Below are 14,857 nucleotides of genomic sequence, written 5' to 3'. Positions count from 1 at the left end.
AGTCCCGGGTAGCGGGACTTGATCGGGTTCGTTCTCCCACAGCTGAGCCGGTCACGTTCCAGTCCTTGACAGGTGTGGATGTCGCGCACCTCGAGCATCACCGATCCAGAAGCAGGGCGGCCCGGCCCACCAGGGCGTTCCGGCGAAGGAGCTCGTGGGCTTCCTGGGCGCCTTCCAGGGGGAACGTTCGGCTCACGATGGCCTTGATGCGGCGCTGGCGGAGCAGCTCGAGGGTCTGGCCGATCTCGGCCAGCGAGACGTATCGCGAGCCGTGGATCTCCAGCATGCGGGTGAGGACCAGCCCGGGATCGACCCGGAACGTCGCCTCCACCCCGAAGACCTCGGGAGGGCGGTGACCGATGATGACCAGGCGGCCGGCCCGGGCCAGCGAGGCCAGCGAACCCTCCAGGGTTTCCGTCGATCCCACCGTGTCGATCGCCGCGTCGACGCCCCGGCCGTCGGTCAAGGCCAGCACCTGCCGGGCCAGGCTGTCCCGGCGGGCGTCCACGACGGCGTCGGCGCCCAGGCTGCGGGCCATCTCCAGCTTGGCGTCCGACACGTCGACGCCGATCACCCAGCCTCCGCAGAGCTTGGCCATCTGCACCATGTGGATACCCACCCCGCCTCCGGCCCCGATGACCAGGACCACGTCGCCCGGGCCCACCCGCGCTTCCTCGCGGCAGGCGTGGTACGGCGTGCAGATGGCGTCGGCGGCCAGGGCCGCCTCGACGTCCGACACCCCGTCGGGGATTCGCACGAGGTTGGCGGCGGGAATGGCCATGTACTCGGCATAGCCGCCGTCGCACGCCATCCCGACGTTGCCCCGAAACGCCGTGCACAGCGTTTCCCGCCCGCTCCGGCAGTAGGCGCAGGCGTGGCATGTCAGATAGAAGTGGCAGGTGACCCGGTCCCTCGGCCGCACGGTGGTCACCTCGGAGCCGACCTCGACGACCTCTCCGGCCACCTCGTGGCCGGGGATCCGCGGGAAGGACGTCACCCGGCCAGGGACGCCGACCATGATGACCACGGTGAGCCCCACACCGGTGGCGCGCACGCGGAGGAGCGCGTCGTTGGGGCCGATACGGGGAACGGGCACGTCGGCCAGCTCGAGCGGGCCACCCAGCTTGCGCAGCACCATGGCTTTCACAGGGGCGTCACTGCCAGGTGATCCGGTCGCCGTGGGACAGGTTGCGCACCGCCTCGTCGGCTTCGCCGGCCAGGCCGACCGCGTCCAGGACGGAGCGAGCCCGCGCGAAGAGCTCCGGGTACTTCCGGATATTGCGGTGGAGATGGAACCTGATGGGCAGGAACGCCGGCAGGCGGCGGCCGGCGCCGGCCGCGCGCCCCCTCACCCCGTCCCCAGGCCCAGCAGGCGGGCGGCGTTCCCGCGCAGGATCCGCGCCTGGTCCACCGCCTTGAGCCCCAGCCGCTTGGTGACGATGTCTCGCGGCCGCTCGTAGCCCATGTCGAAGCAGAAATCGCTCCCGATCATGACCCGGTCGGCGCCCACGAGGCCGATGAGGTAGCGCAGCGCCTCCGGCGAGTGGCTGATCGTGTCGTAGGTGAAGCGCCGGAGATAGGCGCCGAAGGGACGCCGGGCCCGATCGCGGGCCTCGGGACGTACGCGCTGCCCGTGCTGAAGCCGTCCGAAGAGGTAGGGCAGGGCTCCGCCGGCGTGCGGCAGACATATCTGCAGCCGGGGAAACTTGTCCATCACCCCGCCCAGGACGAGATGGGCCGCGGCGATCGCCGTGTCGAACGGGTTGCCCAGCAGGTTGCTGAGGTAGAAGGGCCCCAGGCGCGCGCTGCCGACGACGTTGAGGGGATGCAGGAAGATCGGCAGCTCGTACTCCTGGCAGCGCTCGAACAGCGCGGAGAACGCCTGGTCCGAGAGCTCCCGCCCCCCGATGTTGGTGCCCAGGTAGACGGCGCGGACGCCCGACAGCCGAGCCGACCGCTCCAGCTCGGCGACGGCGGCCGCGGGATCCTGCATCGGCAACGTGGCGCAGCCCACGAAGCGATCGGGGTAGGCCGTATGCGCTTGGGCCAGGGCGTCGTTGAAGACCTGGGCCAGGCGCCGGCCCAGGCTGGGGCTGGCGAAGTACGTCATGGGGCTGGTGAGCGACAGGGCCTGTACCGCGATGCCCGTCCGGTTCATGGCCTTGATGCGCAGGTCGAGATCCCAGTAGGCGGGCGAGAGCGGCGGGGTGCTGACTCCGGGTAGCACGATGGCCGGGCCGTCACCGCGGCTGCGGTCGATCCGGGCGCCGGCGGCCGCCCCTTCCTGCTCGATCAGTCTGAGGTAGCTCTCCGGGTAGAAGTGCGAGTGGATGTCGATGCCCAGGGGCGGAGTCACGGGTCGTGATTGTACTATAGGCCCGCGCGGCCCGGTCGATCGAAAAGCCTCGCGAGGAGGGGCCTGTGAAACTGCCATCGGAGCGCTTTCCGTACTCTCCCATCGCCCACCGCCGTCCCTGGAAGCTCCCCAAAGGGGCCCGGATCGCCGTCTGGACCATCGTCAACGTGGAGGAGTGGAGCCCGGAAAAGCCGATGCCGCGCCAATACCTCACGACGCCCCAGGGCGTGGCCGTCGTCCCGGATGTGCCGAACTGGGCCTGGCACGATTACGGGATGCGGGTCGGGTTCTGGCGATTCCTGGAGGCGCTGGGCAAGCGGAAGATCCGGGCCACCACGGCGATCAACGCCCACGTCTGCGAGTCCTATCCGGCGGTGGCCCAGGCTATGCTCGACGCCAAGTGGGAGTTCATGGGCCACGGGATGGTCCAGGGAGCCATGCACCTGCTGCCCGATCAGCGCGCCGTCATCCGCGACACGGTCCAGACGCTCGAGAAGTTCACGGGCCGCAAGCCCAAAGGCTGGCTGGGCCCGGGGCTGACCGAGACGTGGGAGACCCTCGATCTGCTCGCTGAAGAAGGGATCGAGTACGTCTCGGATTGGGTCAACGACGACCAGCCCTACGAGATCCGCACGACGGCGCGGCGGCTCGTGTCGGTACCCTATACCGTCGAGCTGAACGACATCCCCATGATGATCATCCAGCACCACTCGTCGTCGGAGTGGCTCCAGCGGTGCCGAGACCAGTTCGACCGGCTCTACGCGGAGGGCGCCCGGAACCCGCGGGTGATGGCCATCGCCGTGCATCCCTACATCTCCGGCGTCCCGCATCGCATCAAGTACTTCGAGGCGGTCTACGACTACATCAAGAAGCACAAGGGCGTCTGGCTTACCACCGGCGAAGAGATCTACGACTGGTACGCGTCACACGGCTGGTAGGCCGGACTCAGCGGGCGGGAGCCACCACGACGTCGGTGGGACGGCCCTCGAGGAAGTGCTCGATGTTTTCCACCGCGCGGAGCAAGCCGTCCCGGATGACCTCGGGCGTCTGACCGGCGTTGTGCGGCGAGAGCACGACGTTGTCCAGCTTGAGGACGGGATCGGTGGGCCGCAGGGGCTCGTCGTGGAAGACGTCGAGGCCGGCGCCGGCGATCTTGCCCTGGCTCAGCGCATCGAGCAGGGCGTCGCGCTCCACCAACGCCCCCCGCGCGGTATTGATGAGAATCGCGCTGCGCTTCACAAGGCCGAACTCCTTGCGGGTGAGGAAGGCGCGGGTCTCGGGGACCAGGCGCAGGTGCAGCGAGATGACGTCGGCCTCGCGCAGGATCTCCTCCTTACCCGCGGCCCGGGCGCCCAGGGCCGCGATGCGGTCCGGCTCGCCGCGCAGGCTCCAGGCCAGCACCGTCATGCCGATCGCACGGCCCAGCTCGATGACGCGGGCGCCGATCGTCCCCGTTCCGAACACGCCCAGGGTCTTGCCGAGCAGCTGGGTCAGCAGATCGCGCGGCCAGCGGCCTTCCCGGACCTCGTGATCGATCCGGGGGATCCGCCGGGCCACCGCCAGCATGAGGGCCAGCGTGTGCTCGGCGACGGCCCGCGCATTGATCCCCGGCGTGTTGCAGACCGTCACGCCGTGCCGGCCGGCGGCATCCAGGTCGATGTTGTCGGTGCCCGTTCCCCAGATGGAGACCATCTTGAGGTTCCGGCAGGCCGCGAAGACCGGCTCGGTGAACCGGGCGTGAGCCCGGATGTTGATCGCCACCCGGGCGCGGCCGATACGGCGGATCAGCTCGGCTTCGTCCTCGGCGCCGTGAGCGGTGTAGACGTGCACCTCACCCAGTTGCCGGGCCCGGTCGTGCGCGACGGTTCCCTCGAATACCGACGGGAAGTCGTCGGGAATGACTATTTGTAGCGGGGGCCGCGAGCTCGGTTCAGGCCGAGGGTGGGCTGCTCTAGGTGCGTGTGGCTGCGTCACGCCCGTTCCTCAGGCGCGTTTCTGCTCAGGCGTCGGCGAAGACGCGCTGGGCGGCGGCGAGGCCGGCGCCCGGGTCGCTCTTGTGGCCCAGGTCCCGCAACGCCAGCTCCAGCGCCGAAAGCGTCGGCAGCACGAAGAGCGGACTGGCCGTGATCCCCATCGTCCCGATGCGGAGCGTACTGGTCCGAAGCTTGTCGAGCCCGGTGCCGATGAGGATGCCGTGCCGATCGCGCATGTGGGCGACGACGGCCGCGGGCTCCACCGCCTTGGGCACCTTGATGCACGACACGGTGTTCGACCACAGCGACGGATCGGGAAACAGGTCGAGCCCCATGGCCTGCACGCCGGCCCGCAGCGCGGTGGCGGCCACCTCGTGACGGCGGAAGCGCTGGCCCAGCCCTTCCTCGAGGATGAGCCGGACGGCCGCCTGCATGGCGGCGGTGAGGTGCGTGGGGATGGAGACGGGTTGCCGCCGGGGGGCGCCCTCGCTGAGCCGGCCGCCTCGCGATTCGGGGATCCAGTGCTCGCGCCACCGGAGCAGGTCGTAGGACCAGCTGTGGGACGGCCGCCGCCGTCGCTCCATGGCCTCCCAGGCCCGGGCGCTCACCGACACCAGGGCCAGCCCGAGCGGGGCGGCCAGACATTTCTGGGAGCCGGTCATGTTGAGGTCGACGCCCCACTCGTCGGTGCGCACGTCGATGCCGGCCAGGGCCGACACGGTGTCGAGCATGAACAACGCGCCCACGCGCCGCGCGATCTCCCCGACCTGCGCGGCCGGGTAGGTGGTGCCCGTGGAGGTCTCGTTGTGCACCAGCGTGATGGCCTTGGGCCGCAACCGCTCGGCCTCCGCGGCCAGCGCCGTCAGGTCGAGCGGGCGGCCCAGCTCGACGTTGAACTCGGACCAGGCCGCGCCCGCCCGGTTCATGATGTCCCGCATCAGGACGCCGAACTGGCCGGCGCCGACGACGAGGACGCGGTCGCCCGGCTCGATGAGCGAGGTGGCTCCCGCTTCCAGCGCCGTCCGGCCCGAGCCCGGCAGGAGGAGCACTTCGTTGCGGGTCCGGAACACCTCGCGGAGCGCCAGCGTGGTGGGCTCCAGCATGCCGACGTCGAACGAGTCGTCGTAGTGGATCGCCGGCGGGCGGTTGAGGGCCTGGATCACGGGCGGGGGAAGCTCGGTGGGGCCGGGAATCATCAGCACCGGACGGGTCTGACACTGGGCCCAAATCATAGTTGCTGCCGCTCCTTGTCCTTCCGCCACGTCAGGCCTCGGCCGCCTGCCCGCCGTAGCGGTGAATGAAATAGAGATTGCGAGAGTACACCAGAAGCCCGGCGGCTTGCCCGAGAATGAACACGGGGTCGACGCGATAGATCGCGTAGGCCAGAAGCGTGAGGCCGCCGCCGATCGAAAAGTACCAAAATTGACGGGGCACCACGCTGCGCCGCTTGCGCTCGGTGGCGAGCCATTGCACCACGAAGCGCGCCGAGAACAGCGCTTGGCCGAGCAGCCCGATGCCGACCCATACGTGTTCGCTGGTCAGCATTCATCCACCTCGGCGCCGCTGACGGCCATCACGCGGCGCCTCCCAGCATGGCCCGGACGACCTCGAGGGCCTTGCGCACCTCGCCGGGGCGCCGGTGCGCGCACACCATCGCGAAGAGGCGCTCGGCCTCTTCGCTGGGCACCGGAGTCCGCCGGCCCGGCCGCACGTCGGTCAGGTGGCGTAGCGGCACCTCGAGCGCCACCGCCACGTGATACAGACTGTCGACAGAGATCGATTTCTCGCCGCGCTCCACTTCACCGATGAACTTCCCGCTGAGCGCGGACTTTCGCCCCAAGCGTTCCTGGCTCAGGCCCCGCTGCTTGCGCAGGGCGCGCAGTCGTTGCCCGAGAAACTTTCGCACGTGTGGGACGGCGCGTTCGGCCACGGTTTCCCTCGATGCCGCCCCGGGCGAAGCTAGCATCGCTCGGTACCGCCGGACATCACGGCGAGCACCAGCGCGCCCGCGCGGCTGGTCACGGTGTGGATACAGCCCGGCGGTCGCCGGGCGTAGTTGCCGTTTGTGCACGTACCGGTATCGTCGGCGACGCTGCCCTCCAGCACGTAGATCTGCTCCTCGCCGAGGTGCCGGTGGCGGGGGATCGTGGCGCCGGGCGCGTAGCGGGTGAGCACCGTTCGCCGGTCGCCCTCCTCCCGGAGGATCTTCCAGAACACGCGGGCCGCCGTTCGACCCACGGGTGGTCGGCGGCCTGAACGTAGAGACTGCTCGCCGGCGGGCTCACGGCAGGTCGACCTCCACGGCGCCGGCCGATACCCGGACCGGATAGACGGGAATCGCCAGGTCGGCGTCCACGCGACAGCGACCGGTGGCCAGATCGAAGTCGAAGCCGTGCCAGGGGCACACCACCGCGTCACCTTCCAGCCAGCCTTCGGCGAGCGGTCCGTCCTCGTGGGGACAGGAAGCCGCGCAGGCGAAGAAGCGCCCGGCGCCGGCGTTGAAGATGGCCACCGTGCGGTCGTTGCGCTCGACCAGGAGACCGTGACCGATGGGAATCTCGTCGGGGGTGGCGACGCTTACGAAGGCCATGGGTCGGGGATCGGATGGCGCCGAGCAGAGCGGCCGGAACCTACAGCGGATTCGGGACCACAACGGAATTCGCACGCCCTGTCGTTCATGCGGGCCAAGAATACGCTGGCCCCGAATATCGCGCAACGCCCCTAGGCCGCCCGCCCGCTCTCCTCGGTGAGTGAAGTGATGACGTAGGTGCCGCTCTTCTCGTCGCGCTCCAGGGTGACGATTTTCTGCTTGGCGGCATCCTCCAGTAGCTTCGAGAACGTGGAGTATCCGTAATAGGACTCGTTGAAGGCGGGGTTCTTGCGGATCATGGTCTGTTTGACCATGGATCCCCACAACGTTTCTTTGTTCTCGCGCAGGAGCGCCTGGATGGCGTCGATGAGCTGCGCCATGGCCTCGGCCTTCTTCTCGGGCAGGCCCCGCAACAGGTTCGTCTTCTTGGTGTCCCGGATGAGGTCCTCGTAGAAGATGAACTCGTCGCAGTTGGCCACCAGCAGGTCGGATGAGGACGACTTGACTCCGAGCCCGATCACGTAGCGGTCGTTCTCGCGCAGCTTGGAGACCAGCGGCGAGAAGTCGGAGTCGCCGGAGACCAGGGCGAAGGCGTCGATGTGCGACTTGCCGTAGGCCAGGTCCAGCGCGTCCACGACCATGCGGATGTCGGCGGAGTTCTTGCCGCTGTAGCGGCTCTGGGGGACGTCGATGAGCTCGATGGCCCACTCGTGAAACGGGCGCTTGTACTCGGTGAAGCGGCTCCAGTCGGCATAGGCGCGGCGCACGATGATCTTGCCCTTCTCGAGTAGCCGCTCCAGCACCAGCTTGATCTCGAACTGCTTGTACTGCGCCTCCTTGACCCCGCGGGCGATGTTCTCGAAGTCGATGAACAACGCCAGCTTTCGTTCCCCGTTCATGCCCTGTCCTTTTTCCCAGACCGCGAGCAGGACGCCGGCAACCCCGCCCGCGGCCCCGGTCCGACCGCTATTGTATAGTGGACCGCGCACGGCCCGGCTGATTTTCGAGATGTGGCGGGCACGACGGATGAACGACGTGGATCCCGCGCGGCGGTTTGAGGCGGCGCGTCGGCTGCGCGAGCGCCGCCAGCTCGCTACAGCAGTCGGGTCGAGTCCGGATCACCCACCAGCGGATGATCGCGGCGCCGGTCAGCACCACCAGCCCCAGCACGATGCAGGGGATCTCTCCGCGAGGCTCGGGCCGCGCCGGTGCTAGGATCCCGCCGGGCCTTCTCAGCGGCCTGTTAGGATCGGTTCGATGATGCACGAACACCGAGAGACCGCCGCCGGCCGCTCGCGCCGCCGGCTCGTGGCCGTGCTGGTTCTGACCGGAGCGTTCATGCTCGTCGAGACCGTCGGCGCGATCTGGACCAGCAGCCTGGCGCTGGCTGCGGACGCCGGCCACATGCTCACCGATGTCGGCGGGCTGGCCCTGGCGCTCTTCGCCGTGTGGATCGCCGGGCGGCCGCCGACGCCGGCCAAGACGTTCGGCTACTACCGGGTGGAGATCCTGGCCGCTCTCGTCAACGCGCTGATCTTGCTCGTGATCGCGGGCGTCATCCTGACCGAGGCGTACCGGCGGCTGTTCGCGCCGCCGGCCATCATGGCCGTCCCCATGCTGGCCATCGCGACGGTGGGGCTGGGCGTCAACCTGTTCTCGGCCTGGCTGCTACGCCGGGGGGCCCGGGAGAGCCTGAACATCCGGGGGGCCTATCTGGAAGTGGTGGCCGACGCTCTGGCCTCGGTGGGCGTGCTGGTTGCCGGGTTCGTGATCTTGCTCACCGGCTGGACGCTGGTGGATCCCCTCGTCAGTGCCGCCATCGCGGTGTTCATCGTGCCCCGGACGTGGCGCCTGCTGGTGCAGGCCGTCAACGTCCTGCTGGAGGGAACGCCGCCCCACCTGCAGCTGGACGAGATCGGCGCGGCCATGACGCAGGTGGCCGGGGTCCGGCGCATCCACGACCTGCACGTGTGGACGTTGACGTCGGGGCGGGAAGCCATGAGCGCTCACGTGGTGGTCGAGGATCTGGCCGAGAGCGAGCGCCTGCTCGACGAGCTTCACGCGGTGCTCCACGCGCGCTTCGGCATCGATCACACCACGATCCAGCTCGAGAAGGATCCCGGGGTGGCGCTGCGCATCAAGCGGCCGACGGGGGTGTGATGCCCCAGGCTCAGGACTGGACGACGGTGACCACCAGCCCGATGGCGGCCAGGACGTTGCCCACCCGCACACACTCCGGTTCCGGCCCGATCTTGACCACGGCCTTACCGGTGTTGTGCACGCGCCAGGCGATGTCCCAGCCCTCGGCCTCCGAGCAGCCGATCGCCTTTTGCAGCTGCTTGACGACCTGATCGAAGGTGTGACAGTCGCAGTTGTGCAGGATCGTCATCCAGGGTGGTGCGGCCGCCCCCTCGACGATGTCCTCGACGTCCCCAGTTGGCAGTGGGTGCTCGGCCATGGTGATGCTCCCCCGTGACCTCGCGGACGATCTACCACGAATTATCTCACCAGCGGGCGGGATCATTGCTTCCTGGGGAGTTTACAATGGAAACGATGTCGCTGGACGAGCCGGTCCTGAGACTGCAGCGCCTGGTGGATCGTCTGGTGCGGCGCTTGCGGCTCGGTGCCGCGCCCGCGGCCAGTCCCCGCCAGCGTCTCCTCATCGTCCAGATCGACGGACTGTCTCGTGCCGTGCTGGAGCAGGCGCTGGCCCAGGGGCGCATGCCGTTCCTGAGACGGCTGCTCCAGCGCCACGGCCACCGCCTCACGCCGATGTCCGTGGGTCTGCCCACCTCGACACCGGCGTTTCAGATGGCTGCCATGTACGGAGTCCGGCCGGACATCCCCGGCTTTCACTACCACGACAAGCGCCGGCACGCCGACGTCTACTTCCCTCGCGGGGGCGACGCCGCGCTCGTCGAAGACGCTCACGCCCGGGGGCGGCTCGGGATCCTGGCCGAGGGCAGCGCGTACGGATGCGTCTTCACGGGCAGCGCCGTCAACAACGTGTTCAACTTCGCCATGCTGAAGCGCCCCACCGGCAGCGGGCTGCTCCGGGTGGTGTCGGCCTTCGTCGTCCTCTTGTGGGTGATCGTCAAGTGCGTGACGTTGACCAGCCTGGAGATCGTCCGGGCCGTGTTGCGCCTGATCGCCGACCCGGTGGGCGAGACGGCCCGGGGCTGGAGGTGGCTGGGCCTGAAGATCGCGCTATCGGTCTGGGTGCGCGAGCTCTTCACGCTGGTGACCGCGCGCGACCTCTACGCCGGCGTCCGGGCGATCTATGTCAACTACGTCGACTACGACGTCTTTGCCCACTCCTTCGGGCCACGGCATCGTCGCGCCCTGCACGCGCTGCGTCGTGTCGACCGCTCGATCCACCAGCTGTGGCGGGTCGTCCGCCGCGTCCCCGAGCACCGGTATCATCTGTATGTGCTGTCCGACCACGGGCAGGTCGCCTCGATCCCCTACCAGAACCTCTCCCGCGGCCGTGCCTTCGAGCGCGTGTTCTTCGACGAGCTCCTGCCCGGGGACGCCATCGACACCGCCCCGGTCCGTCGGGGCCGCCGGCGGCTGGCCACCGGCCTCAAGACTTTCCGGACCCAGAGGGCTCCGGGCATCTTCCAGCGGTTCATGAACTACCTCGAGCAGGACTTCCCGTGGACGTTGGGGGAGACTCCGGAAGCCCGCCAGCAAGGCGGGGTGCGGGTCATCGCCGCCGGCCCCAACGCCTTCGTCTATTTCCTCGACGACGACCAGCCCCTCAGCCTGGAGATGGTCGAGCAACGCTTCCCGGCGCTGGCCGAAGAGCTCTCACGCCACCGTGGCGTCGGCTTCGTGCTGGCCCGGAGCGCGGCGGGGCCGGTGTGTCTGTGGCGAGGGAAACGCTATCTGGTGGGCGATGAGCCGGTGGGGCCGCTGGCGGGCCGAGAGGACTGGGCCCTGGCTGCTCAGGGGATCCGCGACCTCATGGCCATGCCCTGCGCCGGGGACCTGGTGATCTACGGCAACGACGCGCCCGACGGGACTATCAGCTACATCCCCGAGGCCGGAGCGCACGCCGGACCATCGGCCGACGAGCTCCACACCTTCATCGTCAGCCCGCCCGGCGCGTCGGTGCCCGCCGGCATCACTCACCCCGTGCAGCTCTATTCGCACTTCATGACCTACTACGAGGGCTAGCCCGTGCAACTGGTCGTCGCCAGCTACAACATTCACCGGGGGGTCGGGCTCGATCGCCGCCTGGATATCGACCGCATCGCCGACGTCATCGACGAGATCTCCCCGGACCTGATCGGTCTCCAGGAGGTCATCCGGCGACCGGGGACGGGCTGGGCCGACCAGGCGGCGCACCTGGCTTCACGCCTCGGCCTCACGCTGGTCATGGGCGTCACCCGGCCACACCGCGACGGCACGTTCGGGAACGCGGTGCTCACGCGGTTGCCGGTGCTCGGCTGGGCCGGTTGCGATCTGTCATGCAGCCGCCGGGAGCCGCGGGCCTGCCTGCGGGTCGACCTGACCGCCAGCGGGCGCACCGTGCACGTCTTCAATTGCCACTTCGGCCTGAGCCTGCGCGAGCGCCGGGACCAGCTCACGCTCCTGGCCGACTTCATCCGGGCCTCGTCCCGGCTGGAAGGGCCTCGCATCCTGATGGGGGACTTCAACGAGTGGCATCGGGGACCGGTGACCCGAGGCCTGCGCCACGAGTTTTCCTCGCCGATGCGGCGGATGCGCCGGACCCATCCCGCGCTGTTCCCACTGTTCCGGCTCGACCGAATCTACTGGGACCTGGAGCTGGAAGGCGAGACATTCCATGTGCACCGGAGCCGGCGGGCCCGCCTGGCTTCCGATCATCTGCCCGTGGTCGCGCGCTTGCGGGTCCGGCCCAGGCCCTCCGCCCTGGATGGGTACGTGCGGGCCGACGAGCTGCCTCCGGCCGAGTGACTTCAGCTTGGAGGGGGCGGAGACCGCCCCCTCCAAACCTCCCCATCCGCGCGGGGTGTCACAACGCACCCCTGCACACCACGCGTTCACGCGGGGTGCGACGGCAGTCGCCGTCTCAACTCCGTGTCGCGCCGATGGCGGCGACGTAGAAGCCCGGGAACTCGTCGCGGAGGCGGACGAGGTCGGGCAGCCAGCAGACGTCGCGGAAGCCGGAGGCCTCGAGCGCCCCCGTCCACTGCTCCGGCGTGAGGAATCCGCCGTTGGGCCGGTGGGGCTGGCGGAGGAGGGGGGCGCGGAACGTCTCCATGAGATTGAACACGAACTCCGGATAGATCGGCTGCCCGGCCCGGGGGCGCACGCACTCGGAAACGACCAGACGCCCGCCGGGCGCCAGGGCCTCGCGCACTTGGCCCAGGGTGGCCTCGAGGTCGTACGCGACGTGCAGCGTGTTGACGGCGTACACCACGGTGAGGCCGCCGGGCGGCACGCCTTGCTCGCGGAACGAAGCGTTCATGTCCAGACGGCCGAAGGTCAGGAACGCGGCCTCGGGAAACCGGGACTGCAGGGCGCGCTGGCCGCGCCGCAGGAAGTGCGGCACCAGTTCCGTGAACTGATACGTGCGAACCTCCGGCAGCCGCCCGGCGCGCTCGAGCGCCTCGAGCACGGCGATGGCCCCGCTGGCCAGGCCGCCGCCCAGCTCCAGGATCGCGCCTCCGCCCGCGGGCAGCCATGCTTCCACCGCGGCGGCGCCCACGCGGTTGTTGATGGCGTACAGCCCGTTGTCGTTGGAGAAGTACGCCACCCAGAGTGGAAAGCGCGCCGGGGAGAACAGGATTTCCTCGCCGGTTCGCTCGCCCTGCAGGAAGGCCGGATAATCGTGGGCGACCGCTTCCGCGAGCACGTAGGAGGGCAGCCAGGACGCGTCGTGCGCCTGCTGCTCCCTGGCCACATCGGCGGGATCGAGGTCGGGCAACGCCCGGCGGAGCCGAAAGCGTCGGAAGCCGTCAGCGTCGATGCTCTCGAGCAATCCACGCGCGGCCAGGTGCCGGAGCAGCCAGTCGACTGCGGTCAGGGACGCTCCGCCAGCCAGGCCCGCCCGGGCGGAGATCTCGGCCGCGTCCCCGGGCGCTCGCGCCGCCTCTTCAAGTCCGGCGCGACGGAAGACGTCGATGGTCAAGCGGTGGGCGTACTCCTCGTAGAGGCTCCCGGAGCGACAGAACGAGGCGTCGAACAGGGGCACCAGGCTGGCAGGCAGGAGGCGAGCGAGCGCCGAGGCTACTCGCTCGGCTTCCGCTTGCCCTGCCACCGCCGGGGCCCGAATGCTCATGTGATCACGTACTGAATGGATCCCAAATGTCGAAAAAATTGAACCAATGAGTCGGGTGAGCGCGCACGATCGATTCCAGATGCTCCACCCAGGCTGTCAACGCCTCGCGCTCGCTTCCCGGGGTGACGTGGAGCGGCTCCGGCAAGACGACCCGATACCGGAAGCTCGGGTCCAGGACGCAGAATGCCGGCACGATCGGAACGCCGACGGCGCCGGCGAGCAGGAATGGGCCGAGCGGGAAGGGCGCAGGACGCCCGAAGAACGGCACGAGCGCGTCGCCGCGGGTCCCGAGCGCGCGGTCCCCCTGTAGGGCCACCACCTCGCCGCGACGGAGCGCGGCGACCAGCCCGAGCGAGACCGTCGGTCGGGACCGCGTCACGAAGCGCACGCCGTCCCCGTTGCGTCGGAGCCAGTGCTCGAGCTGAGGCCCTTCCTCCTGGGCCACGACGACGTGCGTGGCCCGCGCCGCACGTCGCGCCAGCAGGCGGCCGGCGAGCTCCCAGTTGCCCACGTGGGCGGTGAGCGAGATGAGCCCCCCGCGGTGATCGACGAAGCCATCCGTTCCGCTGACCGAGCCCACGAGCGTGGCCAGCCGGTCAGCCGGCTGGCGATTCGTGGAGACGAGGTCGCTGAAGCACATGGCGAACTCCCGGAAGACGCCGAGCGCGAGGGCGTCCAGCCGGGAGCCGCTCGCGCCGGTCACCGTCGCGAGCGTGCGGCGGACGACCCGGCGCTCTGCGGGCAGCAGCCGGGAGGCGAGCGAGCCGAGCCCCCGGGCCAGACGCAGCCGTAGCCGGCGTGGCAGCCGGCCCAGCGCCCCGGCCAGCCGATACAGCTCGGCGCGGTTGTAGGGATGCGAGTACCATCGTGGCCCCGCCCCCGGGGAGGTGCGGCGCTCGCCCGGCGGAGCGATCACGGGCCGCCGCCGCGGTGCGACGGTGTGCGACCGAGATACTCGCTCAGCAACCCGAACCGGACCGTGGCGTTGACGACCTCGAACCCGGCGTTGGCCATGGCGGTGAGGATCGTGTCCGCGGGCACCAGGTGCTCGACGGTGTCCCAGCAATACCGCATCAGCGTCTGCGCCTCGCGACGGCGCGACAGCAGCCGGGCGACGAGCGGGCCCAGGTGATTGACGTGAAGCCGTCCCAGGCCGCGACCCAGCCGAGAGCGCGGGCAGGCGAAGTCCAGGATCAGCAGGGTGCCGCCGGGCCGCAACACGCGGACGTATTCGCCGAAGGTGTGCTTGAGGTCGGAGACGTGGCGCAGCGCGTATCCCATGCTGACGAAGTCGAACTGGCCCGCGCGGAAGGGGAGTTGCTCGGCGAGGCCCTGGACGAGCGGGATCGGAAGCTTCCGCCTGGCTTCGGCCAGCATGCCGGGGCTCGGGTCGATCCCGACCACGCGGCCGGGCGATCCCACGATCCGGACGGCGGCGCCGGCGACGGCGCCGGTTCCCACGGCGACATCGAGGAGGCGGGCGCCCGGTCGCAGCCCCACGCGCCGTAAAATCCAGCGCCGGTACCAGATGCCCCAGCCGAAGGCCATGATCCCGTTGATGCGGTCGTAGTGGGTGGCCGTCTCGTTGAACATCCGGGTGAGGAAGCGGCGACGCTGCGTCTCGTCGGCATAGTACCCGGGCAAGATGGGATGGGGCTTCATGGCCGGAC

General features: G+C 69.6%; 18 protein-coding genes. 4 read left to right on the top strand and 14 right to left on the bottom strand.

Annotated features, from left to right (window positions below; all coding sequences use genetic code 11):
* Window positions 1-97 precede the first annotated feature (97 nt).
* From VFR64_16250 to VFR64_16240, 3 genes are read right to left on the bottom strand one after another with little or no spacing between them, the layout of a single operon-like run.
* Window positions 98-1,138 (bottom strand): zinc-binding dehydrogenase, encoded by a 1,041-nt coding sequence (locus VFR64_16250; protein ID HET9491292.1) that lies wholly within the window; start codon window positions 1,136-1,138, stop codon window positions 98-100.
* Between the two features lie 16 nt (window positions 1,139-1,154).
* Window positions 1,155-1,352, bottom strand: a complete 198-nt coding sequence (locus VFR64_16245) for a hypothetical protein (GenBank protein ID HET9491291.1) — start codon at window positions 1,350-1,352, stop codon at window positions 1,155-1,157.
* Window positions 1,349-2,356, bottom strand: a complete 1,008-nt coding sequence (locus tag VFR64_16240; GenBank protein HET9491290.1) for an amidohydrolase family protein — start codon at window positions 2,354-2,356, stop codon at window positions 1,349-1,351. Before VFR64_16240 ends, VFR64_16245 begins: the two co-directional genes overlap by 4 nt.
* 65 nt (window positions 2,357-2,421) lie before the next feature.
* Here VFR64_16240 and VFR64_16235 point away from each other — a divergent pair, with 65 nt between their 5' ends.
* Complete coding sequence (locus VFR64_16235; protein HET9491289.1) at window positions 2,422-3,294, top strand: polysaccharide deacetylase family protein; 873 nt, start codon at window positions 2,422-2,424, stop codon at window positions 3,292-3,294.
* A 7-nt stretch (window positions 3,295-3,301) separates the two neighbouring features.
* Here VFR64_16235 and VFR64_16230 read toward each other — a convergent pair whose 3' ends face one another.
* From VFR64_16230 to VFR64_16200, 7 genes are all read right to left on the bottom strand, one after another.
* The gene (locus VFR64_16230; GenBank protein ID HET9491288.1) at window positions 3,302-4,186 is read right to left on the bottom strand and encodes an NAD(P)-dependent oxidoreductase; all 885 of its coding nucleotides are present in this window, start codon (window positions 4,184-4,186) and stop codon (window positions 3,302-3,304) included.
* A 169-nt stretch (window positions 4,187-4,355) separates the two neighbouring features.
* Window positions 4,356-5,561, bottom strand: a complete 1,206-nt coding sequence (locus tag VFR64_16225) for an alanine--glyoxylate aminotransferase family protein (GenBank protein ID HET9491287.1) — start codon at window positions 5,559-5,561, stop codon at window positions 4,356-4,358.
* A 31-nt stretch (window positions 5,562-5,592) separates the two neighbouring features.
* On the bottom strand, window positions 5,593-5,874 hold the full coding sequence (locus tag VFR64_16220; GenBank protein HET9491286.1) for a lipid-A-disaccharide synthase N-terminal domain-containing protein: 282 nt from the start codon (window positions 5,872-5,874) through the stop codon (window positions 5,593-5,595).
* 28 nt (window positions 5,875-5,902) lie between these two features.
* Window positions 5,903-6,259 carry a helix-turn-helix transcriptional regulator gene (locus VFR64_16215; protein ID HET9491285.1) on the bottom strand — a complete coding sequence of 119 codons (357 nt, stop codon included), beginning with the start codon at window positions 6,257-6,259 and terminating at the stop codon, window positions 5,903-5,905.
* A gap of 29 nt (window positions 6,260-6,288) precedes the next feature.
* Complete coding sequence (locus tag VFR64_16210) at window positions 6,289-6,546, bottom strand: cupin domain-containing protein (GenBank protein HET9491284.1); 258 nt, start codon at window positions 6,544-6,546, stop codon at window positions 6,289-6,291.
* 64 nt (window positions 6,547-6,610) lie between these two features.
* Entirely contained in the window at window positions 6,611-6,919 is a 309-nt protein-coding gene (locus tag VFR64_16205) for a nitrite reductase (NAD(P)H) small subunit (protein ID HET9491283.1), read from the bottom strand.
* A gap of 131 nt (window positions 6,920-7,050) precedes the next feature.
* A complete protein-coding gene (locus VFR64_16200; GenBank protein HET9491282.1) occupies window positions 7,051-7,818 on the bottom strand; it encodes an NYN domain-containing protein in 768 nt (255 codons plus the stop codon).
* Between the two features lie 358 nt (window positions 7,819-8,176).
* Between VFR64_16200 and VFR64_16195 the strand changes: the two genes are divergently transcribed.
* The gene (locus VFR64_16195) at window positions 8,177-9,079 is read left to right on the top strand and encodes a cation diffusion facilitator family transporter (protein HET9491281.1); all 903 of its coding nucleotides are present in this window, start codon (window positions 8,177-8,179) and stop codon (window positions 9,077-9,079) included.
* Between the two features lie 10 nt (window positions 9,080-9,089).
* Here the strand turns inward: VFR64_16195 and VFR64_16190 are convergent, their stop codons facing one another.
* Window positions 9,090-9,377: an ATP-dependent Clp protease adaptor ClpS gene (locus VFR64_16190; protein HET9491280.1), complete on the bottom strand. Its 288-nt coding sequence runs from the start codon at window positions 9,375-9,377 to the stop codon at window positions 9,090-9,092.
* A 95-nt stretch (window positions 9,378-9,472) separates the two neighbouring features.
* On the opposite strand from VFR64_16190, the gene VFR64_16185 reads away from it, so the two are divergent.
* A complete protein-coding gene (locus tag VFR64_16185; protein HET9491279.1) occupies window positions 9,473-11,098 on the top strand; it encodes an alkaline phosphatase family protein in 1,626 nt (541 codons plus the stop codon).
* Between the two features lie 3 nt (window positions 11,099-11,101).
* Window positions 11,102-11,860 carry an endonuclease/exonuclease/phosphatase family protein gene (locus tag VFR64_16180; protein HET9491278.1) on the top strand — a complete coding sequence of 253 codons (759 nt, stop codon included), beginning with the start codon at window positions 11,102-11,104 and terminating at the stop codon, window positions 11,858-11,860.
* A gap of 115 nt (window positions 11,861-11,975) precedes the next feature.
* Here the strand turns inward: VFR64_16180 and VFR64_16175 are convergent, their stop codons facing one another.
* The 3 genes from VFR64_16175 to VFR64_16165 are packed head-to-tail and all read right to left on the bottom strand — an operon-like array spanning window position 11,976 to window position 14,849.
* Window positions 11,976-13,187 (bottom strand): class I SAM-dependent methyltransferase, encoded by a 1,212-nt coding sequence (locus tag VFR64_16175; GenBank protein HET9491277.1) that lies wholly within the window; start codon window positions 13,185-13,187, stop codon window positions 11,976-11,978.
* Between the two features lie 4 nt (window positions 13,188-13,191).
* On the bottom strand, window positions 13,192-14,103 hold the full coding sequence (locus VFR64_16170; GenBank protein HET9491276.1) for a lysophospholipid acyltransferase family protein: 912 nt from the start codon (window positions 14,101-14,103) through the stop codon (window positions 13,192-13,194).
* Window positions 14,100-14,849: a class I SAM-dependent methyltransferase gene (locus VFR64_16165; GenBank protein ID HET9491275.1), complete on the bottom strand. Its 750-nt coding sequence runs from the start codon at window positions 14,847-14,849 to the stop codon at window positions 14,100-14,102. Before VFR64_16165 ends, VFR64_16170 begins: the two co-directional genes overlap by 4 nt.
* Window positions 14,850-14,857: the final 8 nt, after the last annotated feature.

Source organism: Candidatus Methylomirabilota bacterium (assembly GCA_035709005.1).
Lineage (GTDB): Bacteria > Methylomirabilota > Methylomirabilia > Rokubacteriales > CSP1-6 > 40CM-4-69-5.
Note: the sequence above shows the minus strand (reverse complement) of the source record. Positions and strands in the feature narration are given on the sequence as shown.

Coding starts and splice junctions, on each gene's coding strand:
- VFR64_16225 (HET9491287.1), bottom strand. CDS start 5,561: ATGATTTGGGCCCAGTGTCAGACCCGTCCGGTGCTGATGATTCCCGGC.
- VFR64_16195 (HET9491281.1), top strand. CDS start 8,177: ATGATGCACGAACACCGAGAGACCGCCGCCGGCCGCTCGCGCCGCCGG.
- VFR64_16220 (HET9491286.1), bottom strand. CDS start 5,874: ATGCTGACCAGCGAACACGTATGGGTCGGCATCGGGCTGCTCGGCCAA.
- VFR64_16175 (HET9491277.1), bottom strand. CDS start 13,187: ATGAGCATTCGGGCCCCGGCGGTGGCAGGGCAAGCGGAAGCCGAGCGA.
- VFR64_16190 (HET9491280.1), bottom strand. CDS start 9,377: ATGGCCGAGCACCCACTGCCAACTGGGGACGTCGAGGACATCGTCGAG.
- VFR64_16250 (HET9491292.1), bottom strand. CDS start 1,138: ATGGTGCTGCGCAAGCTGGGTGGCCCGCTCGAGCTGGCCGACGTGCCC.
- VFR64_16185 (HET9491279.1), top strand. CDS start 9,473: ATGTCGCTGGACGAGCCGGTCCTGAGACTGCAGCGCCTGGTGGATCGT.
- VFR64_16165 (HET9491275.1), bottom strand. CDS start 14,849: ATGAAGCCCCATCCCATCTTGCCCGGGTACTATGCCGACGAGACGCAG.
- VFR64_16200 (HET9491282.1), bottom strand. CDS start 7,818: ATGAACGGGGAACGAAAGCTGGCGTTGTTCATCGACTTCGAGAACATC.
- VFR64_16205 (HET9491283.1), bottom strand. CDS start 6,919: ATGGCCTTCGTAAGCGTCGCCACCCCCGACGAGATTCCCATCGGTCAC.